The organism is Mesorhizobium sp. M8A.F.Ca.ET.165.01.1.1 (assembly GCF_004792065.1).
Classification (GTDB): domain Bacteria; phylum Pseudomonadota; class Alphaproteobacteria; order Rhizobiales; family Rhizobiaceae; genus Mesorhizobium.
In genome coordinates, this window is sequence record NZ_SRTH01000191.1 from 1 (window position 1) to 309 (window position 309).

Annotated in this window: 1 pseudogene; it reads left to right on the forward strand. The window is 52.4% G+C overall.

The features are described 5' to 3' along the window. Positions 1 to 224: 224 nt before the first annotated feature. Positions 225 to 309, forward strand: a pseudogene (locus EN808_RS37525) (transcriptional regulator); the annotation flags it as partial.

Below are 309 nucleotides of genomic sequence, written 5' to 3' on the forward strand. Positions count from 1 at the left end.
ATCGACCACTGCCTTTCAGTCGCCGGAACCCCTCGATTCCTGACAGTATTGTGTCAGGAGCCTACCGTGACATCAACGCGACAATGCGCACAAACTGTTGCGAATGCGCATTTTTGGCCGCATATGTTATACATTGTAAACAAATATTGGGATTCATTTCCGCCTGAGCCACGTTCAGCACGGTTCCGGCGCAAATTTATCCTCCCGCAAGCAGGAGCGGCCTGATGGACAAGCGCGATCTGTCGACGATCTTCAGGGAGCGGCTGAAATTGCTCTTGACACGCTCTGATCTCAACCAGTCGGCTTTCG